Below are 4,733 nucleotides of genomic sequence, written 5' to 3' on the forward strand. Positions count from 1 at the left end.
GGCCACATCGGCGCCGCCGTCGCGACGTCGCGTCTGCTGGGCCTGTCCGCGGCCGAGACGCTCGCGGCTCTGGGCACCGGCGCGACGCAGAGCGCAGGAATGAAGGTCGTGTACGGGTCGACCGGCAAGTCCATCCACGCGGGTAAGGCCGCGATGGACGGCCTGCTGTCGGGCTTCCTCGCACGCGACGGCATCACCTCGAGTCCCGAATCCATCGAGGGGCACCGCGGTTTCCTGCATCTGTTCTCCCCCGATCCTGCGCCGGGGCGGGCGCTGGAAGGCCTCGGTGAGACGTGGTACCTGCCACGCGACGGCTTCAAGCCCTACGCCTGCGGGTCGCTGACGCACCCGCCGGCCCAGGCACTGCTCGAACTGCGTACCGAACACGGGTTCAGCGCCGACGATGTCGTCTCGGTGGACGCCTACGTGCACGATTACGTGAAGACGACGACGGGGGCGACCGAACCGCGCACCGGACTGCAGGGCAAGTTCAGCATCTATCACGTGCTCGCCGCCGCCCTGGCCGACGGTGCCGCGTCGACTGCCCAGTTCACCGACGAACGGGTCAACGCGCCCGAGGTGGTGCGCCTCCGCGAGATCGTCGCCGTCCACGTCGACGAGGAACAGTCCAAGGACTCCGCACGCGTGGTGGTCACGCTGCGTGACGGGCGTTCGTTGGCGCGACATGTCGCCCACAACCTGGGCACACCGGACAACCCGATGACGGACGGTCAACTCGAGGACAAGTACCACGGCCTCGCCGCGCCGGTGTTGGGCGTGGCCCGGTCACGTCAGCTGGCCCAAACAGCCTGGCAACTCGGCGAACTCGCCGACATCGTGGATGTCGTTGCCCTGGCGGTCCCGCAGTAGGGCATCAGATGAGGCCGCTGGTGTAGCCGCCGGCGTGCACGGTGTCCAGCACCGACCGCATCGCGTCGGCGCTCTGCGTCCAGGAGAATTCGCCGCTGCGCACCTGGGCCTTGGCGCCCAGTTGCTCGCGCAGCACCGCGTCGCTCAGCACCCGATCGAGACCGTCGACCAGCCCCTGGCAGTCGTCGACCAGCAGCCCGGTCACGCCGTCCACGATGGAGTCCGACAGCCCTCCGGAGGACCGGTACCCGATGGTGGGCACCCCGTGTTGGGCGGCCTCCACGACGGCGAGTCCCCAGCCCTCCTTGCGCGACGGGAGTATGTTCACCCAGCTGCGCTGCAGGACAGCATGTTTGGTGTCATCGTCGACGTGACCGTGAAACGTCACCATGTCGGCGATGCCGAGCAGGCGGGCGTGGTCGACGAGTCGTTCCGCCCACCAACCGTCGCCGAGCACGTCGAGGTGCAGGCCCGGGATCCGGGACCGCAGCCGGGCGATCGCGTCGAGCGCGTCCTCGATCTGCTTGTGCGGCACCAATCGGGACAGCACGACGACCCGCGGAGTCGTCGACCTCGCCTCCGACAACGTGGCCTCGGGTGCGGCGTCGACACCGTTGCGGACGATAGCGACACGCTCGGAGTGCACCCCGAGCAGCGCCAGATCCCGTGCCGAGGGCAGCGACACCGTGACGTACTGGTTGTGTCGGTGCAGCCGCGGTGACAGCCGGGACTCGACGAACCATCCGATGTGGCTCATGACCGGCCCGGCCACCGGCCACTGCTCGCGGTGGCAGTGGTGCACCAGCACGACCACCCGCCTGCCGAACACCAACCGGGCCAGGAACGGCAGGCCGTTCTGGGTGTCGACGACCACATCGGGACGCACATGCCGCAACGGGCCCAGACCGACCACCGCGGCCGCCATCGCCAGCCCGGCCCACACGTACACCGAGTAGCTTCCGCCGACCCGCTGGATCTGGACGCCGTCGACGGTCTCGCGCCGCGCGGCGCCGCGGTAATGGGCGGTGCGCAGCGTGACACGGACGCCCGACTGGGCCAACTGCGCGCCGATGCGCTGCAGGTAGGTCTCGCTGCCGCCGCCCTGGGGGTGCCCGGTGTCGCGCCAGCACAGCAGCAACACGGAGCGGACCGGCAGGCTGGGAACAGACATCGGGTGCCAGCCTAACCGCCCTGCGTAGGGTGTCCGCGTGGTCGCTACCGATCTGTTCACCCGGCGCGCGACGCTGTCGCGGTCGCTGCGACTGCTCGCGGCCTTCCGCTTCGAACAGAGCGACCCCGACCGTTTCTACGGCGCCCTTGCCGCCGACACCGTGACGATGGTGACCGATCTGTGGACATCGCTGCACGGTTCCGCGCCGACCGGCCGGACACTGCTGGACGTCGGTGGCGGCCCCGGCTACTTCGCGTCCGCGTTCACGGCAGGCGCCGTCCGCTACATCGGCGTCGAACCCGACCCGCGCGAGATGCACGCCGCCGCGCCCCGGTCGCACCGCCGCGACGGGATGTTCGTCAGGGCCTCGGGCACCGCACTGCCGTTCGCCGACGCCAGCGTGGACATCTGCCTGTCGTCCAACGTCGCCGAGCACGTCACCGAACCCTGGTTGCTGGGCGAGGAGATGCTGCGGGTGACCCGTCCCGGCGGCCTCGCGGTGCTGTCCTACACCGTGTGGCTGGGCCCGTTCGGTGGGCACGAGACGGGGTTGACGCACTACGTCGGCGGCCGGCGTGCTGCCGACCGATATGCCCGCAAACACGGCCACCGACCGAAGAACGACTACGGCTCGTCGTTGTTCGCGGTGTCGGCGGCCGACGGTCTGCGGTGGGGCGAGGGCACCGGCGCGCTGGTCGCCGCATTTCCCCGCTACCACCCGCGATGGGCGTGGGGATTGACCTCGGTGCCGCTAGTCCGGGAGTTCTTGGTGAGCAACCTGGTGCTGGTGTTGCAGCCATCCTGATGGCTTGAACTGCAACAGGTTCTCGTTTTGCGTCGCGGTCGGTAATGTGACGGGCATGACACCGCGCACGCAAGGAGCAAAATGACCCAGAGCACCGCGTTCAAAACCGAATGGGACAAGCTGTTCATCGGCGGCAAGTGGGTCGAGCCGGCCTCCTCGGACGTGATCGAGGTGCACTCCCCGGCCACCGGCGAACTGGTCGGCAAGGTGCCGCTGGCCACCGCCGCCGACGTCGACGCGGCGTGCGCAGCGGCCCGCAAGGCCTTCGACGAGGGGCCGTGGCCCCAGATGTCCCCCGCAGAGCGCGCCGAGGTCCTGGGCCGCGCCGTCAAGATCATGGAGGAGCGCGGCGACGAGCTGAAGTTCCTGCTCGCCGCCGAAACCGGTCAGCCGCCGACGATCGTCGACATGATGCAGTACGGCGCGGCGATGTCGTCGTTCAACTACTACGTGGGTGCGGCGGACAAGTTCACCTGGCAGGACATCCGCGACGGCGTCTACGGCCAGACGCTGGTCGTCAAGGAGCCGATCGGTGTCGTCGGGGCCGTCACGGCGTGGAACGTGCCGTTCTTCCTGGCTGCCAACAAGCTCGGGCCCGCCCTGCTGGCCGGCTGCACCGTGGTGCTCAAGCCGGCCGCGGAGACCCCGCTGTCGGTGTTCGCGATGGCCGAGATGTTCGCCGAGGCGGGGCTGCCCGAAGGCGTGCTCTCGATCGTGCCCGGTGGCGCCGAGACCGGACGCGCCCTGACCGCCAACCCCGAACTGGACAAGTTCACCTTCACCGGCAGCTCGGGCGTCGGCAAGGAGGTCGCGAAGATCGCGGCCGAGAAGCTCAAGGCCTGCACGCTGGAACTGGGCGGCAAGTCGGCGGCCATCATCCTCGAGGACGCCGACCTGGACTCGACGTTGCCGATGCTGGTGTTCTCGGGCCTGATGAACTGCGGCCAGGCCTGTGTCGGCCAGACCCGGATCCTCGCGCCGCGGTCGCGCTACGACGAGGTCGTCGAAAAACTGTCCGCCGCGGTCGCCGCGATGCCGGTCGGTCTGCCCGATGACGCCGCCGCCATGATCGGACCGCTGATCTCGGAGAAGCAGCGCGAGCGCGTCGAGGGTTACATCCAGAAGGGCATCGACGAGGGTGCGCGCGTCGTCACCGGCGGTGGCCGCCCCGACGGACTCGACAGCGGCTGGTTCGTCCAGCCGACGGTGTTCGCCGACGTCGACAACTCGATGACCATCGCCCAGGAGGAGATCTTCGGACCCGTGCTGGCCGTCATCGCCTACGAGGACGAGGACGACGCGGTGCGCATCGCCAACGACTCGGTCTACGGCCTCGCGGGCAGCGTCTACACCACCGACAACGACAAGGCGCTGCAGATCGCCCGCAAGATCCGCACCGGCACCTACGCGGTCAACATGTACGCCTTCGACCCGGGCGCCCCGTTCGGCGGCTTCAAGAACTCCGGCATCGGCCGCGAGAACGGCCCCGAAGGCGTCGAGGCGTACACCGAAGCCAAGAGCATCCTGCTGCCGTTCGGTTACACACCGGCCACCTGACAAGGGCTCGTCGAGAGTACGGATTCTGATGGATTTCACCCGATTTCCGTCAGAACCCGTGCACTCGGCGTCCACTGCTGACTTGATGAGAGTCTTCTCACCCACGTCTCATCGCTAGCACCCCTGCCGCCCGCACCCTGGACGGATGGCGATCGATGCGCTGTCCGTCCTTCTCGGACCGCAGGCCGGTGCGATCCTGTCGGCGGCGGTCGGTGAGCATGGTTGCGCACTGCATGCGGTGCGGGCCCGCAGCGTGCACGTCCGGCCGAACGGCGCAGCGGTGGTGCGCTACGCCGCGGCGCTCACCCACAGCGACGGACGGTGCGGCAC

The 4,733-nt window shown here is 69.1% G+C and carries 5 protein-coding genes; 4 read left to right on the top strand and 1 reads right to left on the bottom strand.

Annotation, left to right across the window (positions count from 1 at the left end):
* The coding region (locus WA965_RS19295; RefSeq protein WP_526447947.1) for an MmgE/PrpD family protein at nt 1-870 on the top strand (870 nt) is incomplete at its 5' end.
* A gap of 4 nt (nt 871-874) precedes the next feature.
* On the opposite strand, the gene WA965_RS19300 is transcribed toward WA965_RS19295, so the two are convergent.
* Nucleotides 875-2,041 carry a glycosyltransferase family 4 protein gene (locus WA965_RS19300; protein ID WP_526447949.1) on the bottom strand — a complete coding sequence of 389 codons (1,167 nt, stop codon included), beginning with the start codon at nt 2,039-2,041 and terminating at the stop codon, nt 875-877.
* Between the two features lie 37 nt (nt 2,042-2,078).
* Between WA965_RS19300 and WA965_RS19305 the strand changes: the two genes are divergently transcribed.
* The 3 genes from WA965_RS19305 to WA965_RS19315 all read left to right on the top strand — a co-directional run.
* Nucleotides 2,079-2,846 carry a class I SAM-dependent methyltransferase gene (locus tag WA965_RS19305; RefSeq protein ID WP_526300712.1) on the top strand — a complete coding sequence of 256 codons (768 nt, stop codon included), beginning with the start codon at nt 2,079-2,081 and terminating at the stop codon, nt 2,844-2,846.
* Between the two features lie 81 nt (nt 2,847-2,927).
* A complete protein-coding gene (locus tag WA965_RS19310) occupies nt 2,928-4,403 on the top strand; it encodes an aldehyde dehydrogenase (protein WP_526300714.1) in 1,476 nt (491 codons plus the stop codon).
* A gap of 145 nt (nt 4,404-4,548) precedes the next feature.
* A partial coding sequence (locus WA965_RS19315; protein ID WP_526447951.1) for a hypothetical protein occupies nt 4,549-4,733 on the top strand: 185 nt, incomplete at its 3' end.

The sequence above is a fragment of the Mycobacterium sp. genome (assembly GCF_049683935.1).
GTDB lineage: Bacteria > Actinomycetota > Actinomycetes > Mycobacteriales > Mycobacteriaceae > Mycobacterium.

Coding starts and splice junctions, on each gene's coding strand:
- WA965_RS19310 (WP_526300714.1), top strand. CDS start 2,928: ATGACCCAGAGCACCGCGTTCAAAACCGAATGGGACAAGCTGTTCATC.
- WA965_RS19300 (WP_526447949.1), bottom strand. CDS start 2,041: ATGTCTGTTCCCAGCCTGCCGGTCCGCTCCGTGTTGCTGCTGTGCTGG.